12 protein-coding genes are annotated in these 15,472 nt (G+C 61.7%); 3 read left to right on the top strand and 9 right to left on the bottom strand.

Going from position 1 to position 15,472, the window contains the following annotated elements; all coding sequences use genetic code 11:
- Positions 1–60 precede the first annotated feature (60 nt).
- Both gcvP and gcvH read right to left on the bottom strand, forming a co-directional pair.
- Entirely contained in the window at positions 61–2,955 is a 2,895-nt protein-coding gene (gene gcvP / locus ACFOEV_RS17400; RefSeq protein ID WP_386776150.1) for an aminomethyl-transferring glycine dehydrogenase, read from the bottom strand.
- 92 nt (positions 2,956–3,047) lie between these two features.
- The gene (gene gcvH / locus ACFOEV_RS17395; RefSeq protein WP_386776149.1) at positions 3,048–3,443 is read right to left on the bottom strand and encodes a glycine cleavage system protein GcvH; all 396 of its coding nucleotides are present in this window, start codon (positions 3,441–3,443) and stop codon (positions 3,048–3,050) included.
- A gap of 533 nt (positions 3,444–3,976) precedes the next feature.
- Between gcvH and ACFOEV_RS17390 the strand changes: the two genes are divergently transcribed.
- On the top strand, positions 3,977–5,350 hold the full coding sequence (locus ACFOEV_RS17390; RefSeq protein WP_386776148.1) for an alanine/glycine:cation symporter family protein: 1,374 nt from the start codon (positions 3,977–3,979) through the stop codon (positions 5,348–5,350).
- Between the two features lie 79 nt (positions 5,351–5,429).
- Positions 5,430–6,542, top strand: a complete 1,113-nt coding sequence (gcvT, locus tag ACFOEV_RS17385; protein ID WP_386776147.1) for a glycine cleavage system aminomethyltransferase GcvT — start codon at positions 5,430–5,432, stop codon at positions 6,540–6,542.
- A gap of 1 nt (position 6,543) precedes the next feature.
- On the opposite strand, the gene ACFOEV_RS17380 is transcribed toward gcvT, so the two are convergent.
- The 6 genes from ACFOEV_RS17380 to ACFOEV_RS17355 all read right to left on the bottom strand — a co-directional run bounded on the left by ACFOEV_RS17380 (position 6,544) and on the right by ACFOEV_RS17355 (position 12,852).
- Complete coding sequence (locus ACFOEV_RS17380; RefSeq protein WP_386776146.1) at positions 6,544–7,164, bottom strand: alpha-ketoglutarate-dependent dioxygenase AlkB family protein; 621 nt, start codon at positions 7,162–7,164, stop codon at positions 6,544–6,546.
- 37 nt (positions 7,165–7,201) lie between these two features.
- The gene (locus ACFOEV_RS17375) at positions 7,202–7,750 is read right to left on the bottom strand and encodes a phosphatase PAP2 family protein (RefSeq protein ID WP_386776145.1); all 549 of its coding nucleotides are present in this window, start codon (positions 7,748–7,750) and stop codon (positions 7,202–7,204) included.
- Entirely contained in the window at positions 7,722–8,876 is a 1,155-nt protein-coding gene (locus ACFOEV_RS17370) for a glycosyltransferase family 4 protein (RefSeq protein WP_386776144.1), read from the bottom strand. Before ACFOEV_RS17370 ends, ACFOEV_RS17375 begins: the two co-directional genes overlap by 29 nt.
- A gap of 138 nt (positions 8,877–9,014) precedes the next feature.
- The gene (locus tag ACFOEV_RS17365; RefSeq protein WP_386776143.1) at positions 9,015–9,860 is read right to left on the bottom strand and encodes a LysM peptidoglycan-binding domain-containing protein; all 846 of its coding nucleotides are present in this window, start codon (positions 9,858–9,860) and stop codon (positions 9,015–9,017) included.
- 8 nt (positions 9,861–9,868) lie between these two features.
- Complete coding sequence (locus ACFOEV_RS17360; RefSeq protein ID WP_386776142.1) at positions 9,869–10,741, bottom strand: acyltransferase; 873 nt, start codon at positions 10,739–10,741, stop codon at positions 9,869–9,871.
- A 161-nt stretch (positions 10,742–10,902) separates the two neighbouring features.
- A complete protein-coding gene (locus ACFOEV_RS17355; RefSeq protein WP_386776141.1) occupies positions 10,903–12,852 on the bottom strand; it encodes an acetoacetate--CoA ligase in 1,950 nt (649 codons plus the stop codon).
- Between the two features lie 415 nt (positions 12,853–13,267).
- Here ACFOEV_RS17355 and ACFOEV_RS17350 point away from each other — a divergent pair, with 415 nt between their 5' ends.
- A complete protein-coding gene (locus tag ACFOEV_RS17350; protein WP_386776140.1) occupies positions 13,268–14,602 on the top strand; it encodes an MFS transporter in 1,335 nt (444 codons plus the stop codon).
- Positions 14,603–14,640: 38 nt separating this feature from the next.
- Here ACFOEV_RS17350 and ACFOEV_RS17345 read toward each other — a convergent pair whose 3' ends face one another.
- Positions 14,641–15,408: a DUF1338 domain-containing protein gene (locus ACFOEV_RS17345; RefSeq protein WP_386776139.1), complete on the bottom strand. Its 768-nt coding sequence runs from the start codon at positions 15,406–15,408 to the stop codon at positions 14,641–14,643.
- Positions 15,409–15,472: the final 64 nt, after the last annotated feature.

The raw sequence follows: 15,472 nt of genomic DNA, 5'->3' as shown, positions 1-15,472 counted from the left end.
CCTCGATGCATAGCAAGGCCCCGGACCAGTCCGGGGCCTTGTCGGCATGGGCAAGGAGAATCAGTCGCGGTATTCGTCGATGCCCGGACAGGAGCAGATCAACTGGCGATCGCCAAGCACATTGTCGACACGGTTGACTGCCGGCCAGACCTTGGCGGCCTTGACCGCGGCGGAGGGAAAGGCTCCCTGCTCGCGGGAGTAGGGGCGCTCCCAGTGAGCGTCCATCAGATCCGCCATGGTATGCGGGGCATGCACCAGCGGGTTGTTGTCGCCTGGCCACTCACCGCTTTCCACGCGTGCGATCTCTTCGCGGATGGCGATCATGGCATCGCAGAACCGATCGATCTCGTAGCGTGACTCCGACTCGGTGGGCTCCACCATCAGGGTGCCTGGCACCGGGAACGACATGGTCGGGGCATGGAAGCCGTAGTCCATCAGCCGTTTGGCGATATCCTCTTCGCTGATGCCGGAAGTCGCCTTGAGCGGTCGGATATCGATGATGCACTCATGAGCCACGGTACCGTTGACGCCCTTGTAGAGCACCGGGTAATGGTCGCCGAGACGTGCCGCGATGTAATTGGCATTGAGGATGGCCAGTTCAGTGGCCTCGCGTAGGCCACGAGCCCCCATCATCTTGATGTAGGCCCAGGAAATCGGCAGGATCGAGGCCGAGCCGAACGCCGCCGCTGCCACCGCGCCGCAGTCGTCGTTGACCCCCTGAAGCGGAGTGACCACATGGTTGGACACATGAGGAGCCAAGTGGGACTTGACGCCGATCGGCCCCATACCGGGGCCTCCACCTCCGTGAGGAATGCAGAAGGTCTTGTGCAGGTTGAGGTGCGAGACGTCGCCACCGAAGTCGCCGGGGCGGGCGAGGCCGACCTGGGCGTTCATGTTGGCGCCGTCGATGTACACCTGACCGCCATGGTCGTGGACGATCTGGCAGGCCTCCCGCACGCCTTCCTCGAACACCCCGTGAGTCGACGGATAGGTGAGCATGATCGCCGACAGGTCGTCATGGTGCCGTTCGGCCTTGGCGCGTAAATCGGCCAGGTCGATATTGCCGTCCTTGTCGCATTCCACCACGACCACTTTCATGTGTGCCATGGCGGCCGAGGCCGGGTTGGTGCCGTGTGCGGAACTGGGGATCAGACAGATATCGCGGTGTCCTTGCCCCTGCGCGGCCTGATAACGGCGGATGGCCACCAGGCCGGCGTATTCGCCTTGCGCGCCGGAGTTGGGCTGCATGGAGATGTGTTCGTAGCCGGTGATCTCCACCAGGAAGGCAGCCAGCTCGTCGATCATCTGCTTGTACCCCACCACCTGATCCTTGGGCGCGAAGGGATGAATATGCGCGAACTCCGGCCAGGTCACCGGGATCATCTCGCTGGTGGCGTTGAGCTTCATGGTGCACGAGCCCAGTGGGATCATCGCATGGGTCAGCGATAGGTCCTTGTTTTCCAACCGCTTGAGATAGCGCAGCATCTCGGTCTCGCTGCGATAGCGCTGGAAGGTCGGGTGCGTCAGGAAGCCGGATTCGCGGCGGCAAGCGTCGGGAATGCCGCTCAAGCCCTTGGCGATGACCTCGTCGTCCAGAGATGGCACGGACAGGTCGTGCTCTTCGCCGAGCAGGACGTCGAACAGCACTCCCAAGTCTGCCGCCGTGGTGGTCTCGTCGAGGCTGACACCGATATCGCCGTTATCGAAATAGCGCAGGTTGATCTCGTGGGTCATGGCACGGCCATGGATCTTGCCGGCGTCGACGCGGGTCAGGCGCAGGGTGTCGAACCAGCTATCGTGAGCCAGGGCAATGCCCTTGCGCTTGACGGCCTCGGCCAGGATGGTGGTCAGGCGATGGATGCGCGAGGCGATGGTGCGCAGGCCTTCGGCGCCATGGTAGACGGCATAGAAGCCGGCGATGTTGGCCAGCAGTGCCTGGGCAGTGCAGATGTTGGAGGTGGCCTTCTCGCGGCGAATATGCTGCTCCCGGGTCTGCATGGCCATGCGTAGTGCCTGGTGTCCACGGCTGTCCTTGGAGACACCGATGATGCGGCCGGGAATGGAGCGCTTGAGCTTGTCGGTGGTGGCAAAGAAGGCGGCATGAGGGCCGCCAAAGCCCATCGGAACACCGAAGCGCTGGGTATTGCCGACCACGATATCGGCTCCCAGCCTGCCGGGTTCCTTGAGCAGCACCAGGCTCATGATGTCGGCGGCCACGCAGGTCATGATGTTGCGCTCCGCGGCAGCCGCCAGCAGCGGAGCGAGATCGCGAACTTCACCGCTCTGGCTGGGGTATTGCAGCAGGGCGCCGAAGACGTCATGCGAGGCGATTTCTTCAGCCGGGGCGACGATCAGCTCGAAGCCAAAATAATGAGCGCGGGTGCGCACCACGTCCAAGGTCTGAGGCAGTACGTCGTCGGCAATGAAGAACGCCTGACTCTTGTTCTTCTTGTTGGCCCGTTTGCACAGGGCCATGGCTTCTGCAGCGGCAGTGGCTTCATCCAGCAGCGAGGCGTTGGCCAGCTCCATGCCGGTAAGGTCCATGACCATCTGCTGGAAGTTGAGCAGGCCCTCCAGCCGGCCCTGAGCGATCTCCGGCTGATAAGGGGTGTAGGCGGTATACCAGCCCGGGTTTTCCAGCACATTGCGCTGAATCACCGCTGGGAGGTGGGTGTTGTGGTAACCCTGGCCGATATAGGTCTTGAAAACCTTGTTCTGGCGCGCCAGGCGCTTCAGGTAATCGAGCGCCTCGGCCTCGGCACGCGGGCCATCGAGATCCAGTTCACGGCCCAGGCGTATGCCGGCTGGTACGGTCTTCTCGATCAACGACCCGATGTTGTCGAGGTTCAGTGCCTCGAGCATCCGTGCGCTGTCATCGGCGCTGGGGCCATTATGACGATGGAGGAAGGCGTCGTGGCCGGCCAGTTCGGCCAGGCGGCGATTGTCTAGAGCCATGGAGCACCCTGTAATGGTGGCGGAGCGGTCAAACCCCTGACGGATAATGGCAATCGGAGTCGGCGAGAGCGGGGCTCGCCCGGACAGCGATGTTAGTCGTCGTCCTCGGCCAGTTGGCCGTAGGCATCGGCATCGAGCAGGCCGTTGAGCGCGGCATCGATGTCGACGGGTTTCAACTTGGCGATCCAGCCATCTTCGTAGGGGGATTCGTTGATGGTTTCCGGAGCGTCCTCGAGCGCGTCGTTGACTTCGAGAACCTCACCTGAGAGGGGCGCATAGAGGTCCGAGGCAGCCTTGACCGACTCGATGACACCGAATTCCTCGCCGGTATCGAGCTCGCGCCCGACCTCGGGAAGTTCGACGAAGACCACGTCGCCCAGCGCTTGTTGGGCATGATCGGTGATACCGACAGTAATAGTGCCATCACCGTTGTCCAGTACCCATTCATGGCTTTCGGTATAACGCAGGTTCGCGGGGATAGTGCTCATCACGTTTTCCTATACGAAAAGGTTTTCTGATTTGGGGAATCGTAACGCCATTATGCCCGAATGGCGAGCCCGGTGGCAGCTCCCGGCCGATTCATCGTTCGTAGCGATTGACCGCCACCTAAGGGTGGCCGGCTTTGCCGGTATCGTCCAGAACCGCGATATCGTTTCGTCGCCAAGCGGGACAAGTGACCGCCATGTCGCCGGTATAGTGGCTACGCTTGGGAAGAAGGACATCCGATTTCACCACCTGCTTGTATCGTGCCCCGATGACGGCTAATGTACTCTTGTTTCCAATAAGAAACAAAATTTCTTTTAATGGCTGCGGTTTCGGTTCGAGGATAGTGGCCGATAGTGGCAAAGTCCCCTATATTTTGTTCCGTAGTGGCGGGATATGACAAAGTTTTCTATGGGGCTCTGGTGAGAAGGCAGGGGAATCCGCTATGGTACGCGGATTCCACTTGTTGGGATTATCCGATCAACCACCGCATGCACGTCTGTGCATAACAACAAGACAGCTTTGGGGAGATTAAGTCGTGGAAACCTTGACGAGTCTATTGACCGCTATTGAAGGCGTGGTCTGGGGGCCTTTGATGCTGGTATTGCTCCTTGGGGTGGGCTGCTACCTGCAAATAGGCCTGAAGGTGTTGCCGATTCGTAAGCTGGGCATGGGCTTCCGGCTGCTCTGGCAGGGGCGTACCACCGCTGCGGGAGAAGAAGGTGAGGGTGAGGTGTCGCCCTTCAATGCCCTGATGACCTCACTGTCGGCAACCATCGGCACTGGCAACATCGCCGGCGTGGCGACCGCGATCTTTCTCGGCGGGCCGGGTGCAGTGTTCTGGATGTGGATTACCGCCCTGGTAGGCATGGCCACCAAGTTCTCTGAGGCGGTGCTGGCAGTACGTTACCGCCAGGTCGACGAGGCTGGCGACCACGTCGGTGGCCCCATGTATTACATTCGTAACGGCCTCGGCAAGCAATGGGGCTGGCTGGGCGGCACCTTTGCTTTCTTCGGTGCCGTGGCGGCCTTCGGCATCGGCAATACCGTGCAATCCAACTCAGTGGCCGATGGCTTGGGGGAATCCCTCAACCTGCCGCACTGGATCACCGGGGTGGTGATCATGGTGCTCGCCGGTGCCGTGATCCTCGGTGGTATCAAGCGCATTGCCAAGGTGGCGGGCAAACTGGTACCGATCATGGCGATCGCCTACATCGGCTGCGGCCTGCTGGTGCTGATCATCAATGCCGACCAAGTCGCCAGCGCCCTTGCTCTGATCTTTGGTCATGCCTTCACGCCGATTTCTGCGGCGGGCGGTTTTGCCGGTGCAGCGGTTGCCAAGGCCATCCAGTTTGGCGTGGCACGCGGGGTCTTCTCCAATGAGGCCGGCCTGGGGAGTGCACCGATCGCTCATGCCGCGGCGCAGACCAAGAACCCGGTTCGCCAGGGTCTGATCGCCATGTTGGGAACCTTCATCGACACCATTGTGGTGTGCAGCATTACTGCGCTGGCGATTTTAACCACGGCGTGGACCTCGGGTGAGACAGGTGCCACCTTGACTGCGATGTCGTTCAATGAGGCTCTTCCGGGTGTTGGCCAGTACGTGGTGTCATTTGCGCTGGCAGTATTCGCCTTCACCACCATCCTGGGCTGGGCGTTCTATGGCGAGAAGTGTTTCGAGTACCTTTTTGGGGTGGGGGCGATCAAGATCTATCGGGTGGTCTACATTCTGGCGATTCTGCTAGGGGCTCTCATGCCGCTGGGATTCGTGTGGCTGGTGGCCAGCGTTTTCAACGCCTTGATGGCGATTCCCAACTTGATTGCCCTGGCATTGCTGTCACCGGTGGTTTTCAAGTTGACCAAGGATTACTTCGAAGGCAAGGAAGTCTTGCCGGGCGAAGAACTCGAATAAGTGGGCGTCAGAGGGGTGACGCTCCGGCGCCACCCCTCTGCTACCTTGAGCGATGCAACCCTAGGGGTGAAAGCAAGCGATGAGCGAACTCAGAAAAACTCCACTGCACGATCTGCATGTCGAACTGGGGGGCAAGATGGTGCCCTTCGCCGGCTATGCCATGCCGGTACAGTACGCGTTGGGGGTCAAGAAGGAGCATGAGCATACCCGCGCCGCCTGTGGCCTGTTCGACGTGTCGCACATGGGGCAGGTGATCGTCCGGGGCAAAGGGCCGGCAGCCGCACTCGAGACGCTGGTGCCGGCGGACATCGTGGGGTTGCCCGAAGGCATGCAACGTTATGCGCTGTTTACCAGCGACGAGGGCGGCATCCTCGATGATCTGATGGTGGTCAATGCCGGCGATGTTCTCTATCTGGTGGTCAATGCGGCGTGCAAGGATCAGGATATCGCGCATCTACGTACCGGTCTTGGCCACGACACCGAGGTTGAGGTGCTCGATCGGGGGTTGCTGGCCTTGCAGGGACCCCTGGCGGCTAGCGTAATGGGACGCTTGTGTCCTGCCGCCTGCGACATGGTTTTCATGCAGCATGGCCGTTTCGAGATCGCCGGCATCCCGGTGTGGATCAGTCGTAGTGGCTATACCGGCGAGGATGGTTTCGAAATCTCGGTGGCCGCCGAGGATACCGAGCGTTTGGCCAGGCGCTTGCTGGCCGAAGGGGAAGTCGAGCCGATCGGGCTGGGCGCTCGCGACTCGCTGCGCCTGGAGGCGGGATTATGTTTGTATGGCCATGATATCGACACGACCACCACCCCGGTGGAAGCCAGCCTGATCTGGGCCATCGGCAAGCCTCGTCGACATGATGGTGAGCGGGCAGGCGGCTTCCCCGGCGCGGACCTGATCCTGCAGCAGATAGAGGCCAGGGATCACACCCGCAAGCGGGTCGGGTTGCTCGGGGAAGGCCGCGCCCCGGTGCGTGAAGGCGCCGAGCTCTACTCCGAGGATGACCGCAAGATCGGTGTGGTGACGTCGGGCGGCTTCGGGCCCAGTGTCGGCAAGCCGGTGGCCATGGGGTATGTTGCCATCGACCAGGCGGCAATCGGTACCCAGGTCTATGCCGAGGTACGGGGCAAGCGTCTGCCGATGGTGGTCAGCAAGATGCCGTTCGTCACCCCGGGATATTATCGCGGTTGAGTCAAAGCGGGGTTATCCAGCGAAAGGTCAGGCTGATCCGCAATCCCGGTAGCCGTCTGGGCAGCAGGGCATGTTGGAGCCGCTGCTGGGTGCCAGGCCCCATGACCAGCAGGCTGTCGTGAGGCAGCCAGACATTGAAGGCGGGAGCGTGTCGATCCCGCCAGCGCATGCGCAAGGGGCGTTCGACGCCGAGACTGACGGCGGCGATCAATGGGTCTGGCCCCAATTCCGGCTCGTCGTCGCTGTGCCAGCCCATGCGTTCGTTGCCGTCGGCATAGCGGTTCAGCAATACACTGTTGAAGCGTACCGGTGAGCCCTTTTCCTCGAGCAAGGCTTCGATGTGCAGGCGCAGTCCCTCCACCGACGGGTGCCAGGGAATCGGCTGAAACTCCTGACCGGAATAGCGGTAACGGGTATGCGGATCGCCCATCCACACCTGCCGGCGCGGAATCGAATGGTCGCGTCCATACAGGCGCAGACTCGGTCGCTGCCAGGGCAGCTCGGTATCGAGCCTCGCCAACAACTGCTGGCTCCCGCGATCGCCCAGCACACCCTGAAACCGCCATAACGGTGGGTCGTCGAGCAGCGCTTGCCAACGGCCATTGTCATTAGCGGATGTCATGGCACCCAGATTGCCAGCACCAGGCTCCCATGTCAGCTCATGGGCTCAGCGGCATCAGCCACAGGCTCAGCCAGGCGAAAGCGGTGCCGAGCATGGCACCCGCGACGACGTCACTGATGTAGTGCAGGCCGAGCCCCACACGTGAAGCGGCAATCAGCAGGGTCAGTGGTGCCACGATCACCAATAGCCAGGGCAGGGTGGCGGCGCTAAGCCAGCAGAACATCACTGCGTGCATGGTGTGGCCGCTCGGAAAGCTGTAGCGATCGCGAGCCGGCATGGTGCAGGGAATGCTGCGAAACGTGATGAAGGGGCGTTCGCGGCACAGACGTGTCTTGATCAGTCGATAGATCAGGATCGCCAGCAACGCGGTCAGCGTAAACTGTACCAGCAGTTTCCAACCCATGCGGCCATGCAGTAAGGGTTGTGCCATGATCAGGGCGACCCAGGCCGGCCAGTCCCCGAGCCGACTGGCCAGACGCAGGATGGCAAGCCAGGGGCGGTAGACACTGAAGCTGGCCAGGCGTTGGCAGAGGTGCCACTCGAGCATGTCCAGGCGTTCAAAGACGGTAGGAGTGCGAGGCGTCATCGAGGGGCTCCTGTACGCTGGCAAGGATGGCGAGGAAGTGGTCGGCGATCTGTTCCCAGCGACACGACTGGGTGCGTGCGCGCGCAGCTCGTCCCAGGCGGCCATAGTGGGCGGGGTGTTGGCAGAGCTCGGCGGCGGCGGAAACGAACGCCCGGCCGTCACCGCATGGCACCGTGATGCCATGGCGATCGTTGCCGATCAATTCGCTGGCCGCGGCATAGTCGAAGGCAACGACGGCCAGGCCACTGGCCATGGCTTCGGCGACGACATTGCCATAGGTTTCGGAAAGCGACGGAAACACGAACAGCTCGGCGCTGGCATAGTGGCGCGCCAGGGCATCGCGGTCGATGAAGCCGGTGAAGATGGCATGCGGCAGGCACTGTTGTAGCTTGGCGCGTTGTGGACCATCGCCGACCAGAACCGTCACCAGGTCGGGATGGGCCGCTTGCATGGCTTGAAAGGTGTCTACCAGGAGAGCGAGATTCTTCTCACTGGCCAGTCGGCCGACGTGCAGGGCGACTGGCTGATGCTCATTGACGCCCCATTGTCGGCGCAGCATGGGGTCGCGCTTTTCGGGAGTGAAGTGTTGGCTGTCGATACCTCGTCCCATGACCCGCACATTGGCGAATCCCTGTTCCTCGAGCGTGGCGGCCTGTCTGGCAGTGGGAACCAGGGTGGCTCGTGTGCGATTGTGAAAACGGCGCAGTAGTGCCTGTATCGGCCGCTTCATCCATTGCACGCCGTAGTCGCCGGCATAATGGTCGAAATTGGTATGAAAGCCGCTGGTCACCGGAATGGCGAGGCGTTGGGCGGTACGCAGTGCGGACCACCCGAGTGGACCTTGTGTCGCGATGTAGACGACATCGGGACGTTGCTTTTCCCATAGCCGTGCAATGGCCCGGTCTGAGGGGCGGCCAAACTGCACCTCGGCGTAGCGAGGGAGGTGGAAGCCTCTGACCTGCAGCTCGGCCTCCATCATGTCGGCGCTGGAGCCGTCTGCCGGTCGGGGACGAATCAACTGCTGCCGGATGCCCCGGCGCTGCAATTCATGGCTCAGATGACCGAGAGTATGGGCGACTCCATTGATCTCCGGTGCCCAGGTTTCGCTGACCAGGCAAATGCGCATGCGGTGTCCCGTTATCGTCGTTTTGCGACACTGTCGCAAAATCCGATGACAGGCGATGGACAGCACGATGACCGAACCATGACAGGCAGCGGCACCGCGATGCCAGCCCATGCTGCTTTCTTGGCGTGAGCCGTTCTCCTAACGAAGCACCTTGCGTGGATCGATGGGCTTACCGCCATGGCGCAGATCGAAGAGCAGGTCGTAGCGCTCCGTCGCATTGCTGTAGCCGATCTCACACAGGGGCGTGCCCCGCTTGACGCTGTCTCCATCGGCGACAGCCAGGCGGTCGCATAAGGCATAGACGCTCTGCAGGTTGTCGGCATGGTGGACGATCACCACCTGGCCCAGCTGGCGCATGCTGCTGGCGAAGCGCACTTCACCATCGGCGACGGCCTTGGCCTGCTGACCGTTACTGGTGGCCAGCAGCATGGGCTGCAGGGTGCCTCGGGAGTCGGTGCCGAACTGGCGCACCACACGGTAGTCATCCAATGGCCAGGACCAACCACGGGCCTGCCCAGGCAATGGACCCGGATCCGGACGCGAGGGTGGCGGAGTCGAGCGAGTGCCAGTACTGCTGCGTCGACGGGCAGTGGCTTGGCTACCGCCGCTCAGCGGTACCTGGATCAGTTGGCCGACCTTCAGATTGCTGGGGTTGAGGCTGTGGTTGGCCGCCTGGATACGCCCTGCGGTAGTGCCGAAGCGTCGTGCGATGGCGGAATAGGTGTCGCCGGGGCGGACCTGATAACGATAAGGGCCCCCGGAAGGCGCCCGTTCCCGAGTCGAGGGCACCAGAATGCGCTGGCCCACCGCCAGACGTCGGGCATCGACGCCGGGGTTGAAGCGCTCGAGTCGAACCAGCGGCACCTCGGCGCGAGCCGCAATGGCGCCCAGGGTGTCACCGCGCTGGATGGTGATCCAGTCGCCGGCAATCGATGGCAGGCGTTGAGTGCTCGAGGGGCTGGCGGCGCAACCGGCCAGTATCATCAAGAGTATCAGGCAGGCGAGTCGAGGGAGCCATCCTTGTCTCGCCATAGGGCATTGAGCCATGACTGGAAGCGTTCCTTGTAAAGCGGATCCTGATGATAGTCACCACCCAGCATCCAGGCTGGAACTTCCAGCCGTCTGGCATGCAGGTGAACGGCACCCTCGCGGCCACACAGGAATCCCCAGAAACTGGGGTTGGGATTGGTGTAGCGAAGCGTCACGTCGAGAATGCCACTCAAGTGCTCCCCCATCAGGCTGATGACTTGTGCCGTGCCCCCGGCTTTCGGGCGCAATAGATGGCGATAGGGGCTTCGCTGGGCATCGCGTTTGGCAGGCGTGAAGCGGGTGCCTTCGACGAAGTTGTAGATGGCTATCGGCATCTCCCGGGCTCGTCGGCACATGCGTTCGGTGGCTTCGCGGTCACGTCTTGCCAGTTGTGGATTCTTTTCGAGCTGGTCGCGCTTGTAACGATGCATGAAAGGGAATTCCAGAGCCCACCACGCCAACCCGATGATCGGCACCCAGATCAGCTCTCGCTTGAGGAAGAAACGTGGCATGGGGATGCGCCGATGCAGGGCCATCTGCAGCATGAAGATATCGGTCCAGCTACGGTGATTGGAAATCACCAGCCACCACTGATGCGGCGACAAGCCGGGCGGGAGCTTGACACTTAGTCTGGGCTTGAGCCAGCGACGCATCCACCACAGGTTGGTGCCGATCCAGTTCAGGGCTAGATGGTTGAGCCCCATCAGGACACGGCGACGCAAGGCGCGTGTCGGCGTGACCAGCTTGAGCAGGGCGAGGGCAAACAATGGGGTTGCCCAGAATAGCGTGACGATGACCAGCAGCAGCATGCTGACGATCCCTTTCAGGGTCGACATGCAGTCTCCTTCAATGACGTGCCTTCGATGACTGAATCCTAATGCTACTGGAAGTGTCGATGGCTGCCCAGCCGCCAGGAGCCTGCCGACTTAACGCTGAACTACTGGCGATCGGTCGAGTTCGACAGGCTTCCGGCTCTCGACAATGGCCGGGAGGAGACTCAGTACTGCAGCTCGGGGAGGTTCTCGAACAGCTTGAGGGCCTCGGGATTGGCCAGGGCATCCTGATTCTTGACCGGCCGCCCATGTACCACATTGCGGACCGCGAGCTCGACGATCTTGCCTGACAGGGTGCGGGGAATGTCGGCGACCTGCAGGATCTTGGCCGGTACGTGGCGGGGGGTGGTATTGGCGCGTATGGTGCGTTTGATCTCGTCGCGCAGCGTATCGTCGAGGCTCAGGCCTTCCTTGAGGCGCACGAACAGGACCACGCGCACGTCACCTTCCCACTCCTGGCCGATGCATAGCGACTCCAGTACGCCCTCGACCTTCTCCACCTGGCGGTAGATTTCGGCGGTCCCGATGCGTACGCCCCCAGGGTTGAGCACGGCATCCGAACGGCCGTGGATGATCAGGCCGTCTTCCGGGGTGATCTCGGCATAGTCACCATGCGCCCAGATTCCGGGGAAGGTGGCGAAATAGGCATTACGGTAGCGCTCCCCGGTCGGGTCGTTCCAGAAGCCGATGGGCATCGAGGGGAAGGGGCGGGTACATACCAGTTCGCCCTTGTCTCCACGCAGGGGATTGCCGTCGTCGTCGTAGACATCCACCGCCATGCCCAGCCCCCGACATTGCAGCTGTCCGCGATAGACCGGGCGAATCGGACAGCCCAGCGCGAAACAGGACACGATGTCGGTGCCGCCGGAGATCGAGGCCAGCAGCAAGTCACCCTTGATTTCGCGATAGACGTAGTCGAAGGACTCGTGGGAGAGTGCCGAGCCGGTCGATAGCACCGTCTGGAGTCGCGATAGATCGAAACTCCTGCCCGGGGTCAGACCTTCCTTCTCACAAGCTGCAATATACTTGGCACTGGTACCGAACACCGTCACGCCTTCGCGTTCGGCCATCTCCCACAAGACTTCCGGGCCCGGCGAGAAGGGCGATCCGTCGTAAAGCACGAGGGTGGCACCGCAGGCCAAGCCCGACACCAGCCAGTTCCACATCATCCAGCCACAGGTCGTGTAGTAGAAGAGTACGTCCCGCTCATCGAGATCGGTATGCAGCCGATGTTCCTTGAGATGCTGCAGCAGCGTGCCGCCGGCGGAATGGATGATGCACTTGGGGGCGCCGGTCGTCCCGGAGGAATAGAGGATATACAGCGGATGGTCGAAGGGCTGGGCTTCGAAGGCGACCTCGGTGGCAGCGTTGTTGAGGTAATCCTCCCAGCTTACCGCCCTGTCGATGCCGTGCGTATCGGGTTCGTCGTTCAGGAACGGGAAGATCACCACCTGGTTGAGCGAGTCGATGGCGTCGCTGATTCTTGCCACGCGTTCGCGGGTATCGATGGATTTGCCGTTCCAGGTATAGCCATCGGTGGCGATCAGCACCTTGGGCTGGATCTGGCCGAAGCGGTCGAGTACACCGTTGAAGCCGAAATCCGGGGAGCACGATGACCACACCGCACCGATACTGGCGCTCGCCAGCATGCCGATCACCGCATGTTCGCTGTTGGGGACGAAGCCGGCGACCCGGTCGCCGGCGGTGACACCACTCAGCAGCAGTGAATGTGAGAGTTTGGCCACTTGGTCATGTAACTCGGCATAGCTGATCACCTTGCGGCGAAGGCGTTCGTCGCATATCACCAGGGCGGGGTGTTCATCGCGGCGCTTGAGGAGGTTGGCGGCGAAGTTGAGTCGCGCCTCGGGAAACCAACGCGCACCGGGCATGGCATCGGGGTGCTCGAGCACGGTTTCGCCCTTGACATCGGCGACGACGCCGCTCTCGTCCCACCACAATGACCAGAAAGCTTCCAGGTGCTCGACACTCCAGGCATGCAGATCGGCATAGTCGTTGAGATCGGTGGCTGCCTTGTCCTTGATATGCCGCATCAGGGCGGTCATCTGGGTGGCATCGATAGTGGCCTGCGATGGTTGCCACAGTGGGGTGGTCATTGACGCCCCTCCTTCTTTCTTGTGGGCTGAATGATGGGTGGTTCTGGCCATAGCCTGCCAGCCTTTCGGGGTGATGCAAAGCTGCTGCACCGCACAAGTCGTTGCATGTAATACCAAATGCTAAGAAGTCCGCGCGATGACGAAAAACTGACCATTGTGTGACGACTTCCCCCCGCATCCCGGCTCGGTACGATTGTGCAGCGACTTTGCACAGCGTTATCCACAGAAACTGTGTATAAATGCCTGCGCGTTACGGCGGCTGGGATAGGTATTATTCAAAGTGTAGAATGCGCAACACTCACACTGAATCGCTGTTGGGCCATGGCAGCTTCGCTTCATGGTCTCCGCTTGCATGACGTTGGAATCCGAGGTGCCTCGTTCGAAGCGAGGCTCTCCTCAATCCAGGGAGGTGCTCGTGCGCAGTTTGCCAGCGACCTTGCCGATTCTGTTCCTGTGTGAAATCAGCTTCCTGCTTGGCCATGGTCTGATCATGACCCTGCTCGGGGTGCGCATGTCGCTGGAAGGGTTCCCTTCGCAGATGGCAGGCTTGCTGATGTCGACCTTCTCCTTGGGATTCGTGGTAGGCAGCTACTGGCTCGAGAAGCGAATTCGTGCGGTCGGCCATATCCGTGTCTTTGCGGCCTGTGCCGCCTTGCTGGCGGTGACCGCCATGCTGCATGGCCTGTGGGTGAATCCCTGGGCCTGGCTGGTGTGGCGCCTCTTCGGTGGCATTGCCACCGCCGGATTGCTGATGGTCATGGAGTCATGGGTGTCGGGCGAATCGACCAACGAAAACCGTGGCCGGGTGCTGGCTTGGTACATGGTGATCTCGACCACATCCCTGGCCGGTGGCCAGTGGCTGCTCAATGTCGCGGATCCGGCGACCTCGGTGTTGTTCTCGGTGGCCGGGATGCTATTCGCATTGTCGTTGGTGCCTCTTTCCATTCATCGGATTCACGGGCCGAGTCATGCCGGCGACGTACAGCCTCAGAAGATCAAACTGCGCGTGCTCTATGAGCGCGTGCCGGTTGGACTGGTCGCCGCTTTCGTCGCCGGCTTGATGGTCCAGGCCTTCTTCGCCATGACGCCCTTCTATGGTCAGGAGATCGGCCTGAGCACGGCGCAGACCGCCCAGTTCATGGCTATCACCACTCTCGTGGCACTGGGCGCCCAATGGTCGCTGGGCCGAATCTCGGATCGTTTCGACCGGCGCAAGGTGATCCTGTGCATGGCGGTGGTCATGGCCATTGCCGGAGTGTTCATCTCGGCGGCGGCGCGGGTCAACTTCACGATGCTGCTGGTGGTGGCCTGCTTCCATACGGCCATGCTGCATACGCTGTACTCCCTTAGCCTGGCGCATACCAATGACTGGCTGGAGCCGGCAGAAACCGTGGCGGCCAATGCCAAATTGATGATCTGGTACGGTATCGGTTCGATTGTCGGCCCCTTCAGCGCCTCCTTGGTGATGCAGGTCGTCGGCCCTGATGGTCTGTGGCTGTTCCTGGGAGCGGTGGCGCTGACGCTGGCGATGTTCGTCCTGGTTCGCTTGCACGACCAGCCACAAATGGCGCCGGAGGTCGAACAGGAGCCTTATGTGGCGGTACCGGTCATGGAGTCGATGCATTACATCAGCGAACTCGATCCACGGCACGAGTTTCGGCAGTATGAGCTCGACCTGGAGCCGGAGCCCCTGGCCTTCGTCGGCGAGCCGGAAGTCACCTCGTCTCAGCCATACGAGGATCAGGCCTAGGGGCTGCCGGACCTGACGATTGGTCAAGCCGGACGCTCCTAAACGATCTCGCAGCGAGTATGTTGGGGCAGGAGGAGCTCGGCGGCACGCTCTTGGTTGCTTGGCAGGCACTTCTGTACCAGGGCGAGGCCACCGAGGGAAATGCGATGCTCGTCGCCACCTGCGAAGGGGAGCCGTTGTGAGCAGGTGGGGTAGAAGCGATAGTTGAGGAGCGGCGAGACGGGAAACACGCCATGGTGGCGGTCGGCATTGCCGATCAGGCCGGCTTGTTGCATTTGCCGGTCCAGGCTAAGCAGGTCGCTGCCCAAGCGTTCGCAGTCGAAGCCGGCATGGTGCAACCTGGGACCCATGACCGACAGCCAGGCCGCCAGGGGATGGGCCTTGCGCAGTTGCTCGAAACCATTCCAGTCGGGCATCGGCCAGGGGCGGCCACGCGCCAGCAGATTCTGCCCGCGACGCTCTTCTAGCGGGGTCTGACCAATCAGGGTCTCCAGATAATGGCGCGGTTGGCGTGTCAAGGTGCCGAGTTGCAATTCGCCCAGCACCAGCCAGGCGCCGTCGTCGGGAGCGGCCAGCAGTGACACCAGCAGCCCACGGTCGGCCATGGCATAACGGTCGACGGGACGGTAACCGAAATGCTGCAGGGTAGGGACCAGGGCATCGGCAGCGAAGGGGCCGTAGTTGAGCGTCAGCAGTGCCAGGTACTCCGGCGTGCTATCGAGAGGCCATAGGCGCAGCGCCCCCAGTTCCGGGTGCTGATGAATATAATCGAGCCACAGCTGCTGCAGAAACTCTTGCCGTTGCATGCGACGCCCTCTCCCTCTGCTGCGCCCTGATGATTATTCGGAAGTATAGGCGCAAGGTGTGGCA

This window comes from Litchfieldella rifensis, from assembly GCF_042646605.1.
In the GTDB taxonomy this organism is placed as follows: domain Bacteria; phylum Pseudomonadota; class Gammaproteobacteria; order Pseudomonadales; family Halomonadaceae; genus Litchfieldella; species Litchfieldella rifensis.
This window is presented reverse-complemented; position numbering and strand designations above follow the sequence as displayed.

Excerpts from the sequence above, each read along its gene's own strand:
- gcvP (WP_386776150.1), bottom strand. The coding sequence starts at position 2,955 with ATGGCTCTAGACAATCGCCGCCTGGCCGAACTGGCCGGCCACGACGCC.
- gcvH (WP_386776149.1), bottom strand. The coding sequence starts at position 3,443 with ATGAGCACTATCCCCGCGAACCTGCGTTATACCGAAAGCCATGAATGG.
- gcvT (WP_386776147.1), top strand. The coding sequence starts at position 5,430 with ATGAGCGAACTCAGAAAAACTCCACTGCACGATCTGCATGTCGAACTG.
- ACFOEV_RS17380 (WP_386776146.1), bottom strand. The coding sequence starts at position 7,164 with ATGACATCCGCTAATGACAATGGCCGTTGGCAAGCGCTGCTCGACGAC.
- ACFOEV_RS17375 (WP_386776145.1), bottom strand. The coding sequence starts at position 7,750 with ATGACGCCTCGCACTCCTACCGTCTTTGAACGCCTGGACATGCTCGAG.
- ACFOEV_RS17370 (WP_386776144.1), bottom strand. The coding sequence starts at position 8,876 with ATGCGCATTTGCCTGGTCAGCGAAACCTGGGCACCGGAGATCAATGGA.
- ACFOEV_RS17365 (WP_386776143.1), bottom strand. The coding sequence starts at position 9,860 with ATGATACTGGCCGGTTGCGCCGCCAGCCCCTCGAGCACTCAACGCCTG.
- ACFOEV_RS17360 (WP_386776142.1), bottom strand. The coding sequence starts at position 10,741 with ATGTCGACCCTGAAAGGGATCGTCAGCATGCTGCTGCTGGTCATCGTC.
- ACFOEV_RS17355 (WP_386776141.1), bottom strand. The coding sequence starts at position 12,852 with ATGACCACCCCACTGTGGCAACCATCGCAGGCCACTATCGATGCCACC.
- ACFOEV_RS17345 (WP_386776139.1), bottom strand. The coding sequence starts at position 15,408 with ATGCAACGGCAAGAGTTTCTGCAGCAGCTGTGGCTCGATTATATTCAT.